This is a genomic window from Streptomyces sp. DH12 (genome assembly GCF_020873895.1).
Taxonomy (GTDB): Bacteria; Actinomycetota; Actinomycetes; order Streptomycetales; family Streptomycetaceae; genus Streptomyces.
Genome location: NZ_JAHWGT010001103.1, coordinates 1 through 449, shown reverse-complemented (window position 1 = coordinate 449; position 449 = coordinate 1). Strand labels below are relative to the sequence as shown.

At 76.4% G+C, this 449-nt stretch carries 1 protein-coding gene; it reads right to left on the bottom strand.

Annotated elements, in window-relative coordinates:
• Positions 1–92: 92 nt before the first annotated feature.
• Positions 93–449, bottom strand: a 357-nt coding sequence (locus LPA54_RS38740; protein WP_228985075.1) for an AAA family ATPase, incomplete at its 5' end; no start/stop codon positions are given.

Below are 449 nucleotides of genomic sequence, written 5' to 3'. Positions count from 1 at the left end.
GCTCACCAGGGCCAGCGCCAGCCAGGTGCGGGGGCCGAGGCGCAGGGCTCGGGCCTGGCGGTCCGCGGGCCGTGCGGGGGCGGTCGGTGTGCTCATCGCTCCAGCGTCTCCTTCACCTGGGCGACCGTGAGCCAGGGCTGCGGCGCCAGGATCTTCGCCACCTGCGGGGCGAACGCCGGGGACGCCACGACGACCTCCGCCGACGGGCCGTCCGCGATCACCTCGCCCTCGGCGAGCAGCACCACCCGGTGCGCCAGTTCCGCCGCGAGCTCCACGTCGTGCGTGGCCATGACGATGGCATGGCCCTCGGCGGCCAGCCGGCGCAGGATCGCCGTCAGCCGTGCCTTCGCCGCGTAGTCCAGGCCGCGGGTCGGCTCGTCGAGCAGCAGCAGGGGCGGCCGGGCGGTGAGCACCACCGCGAGGGCGAGCGTGAGCCGCTGCCCCTCGGA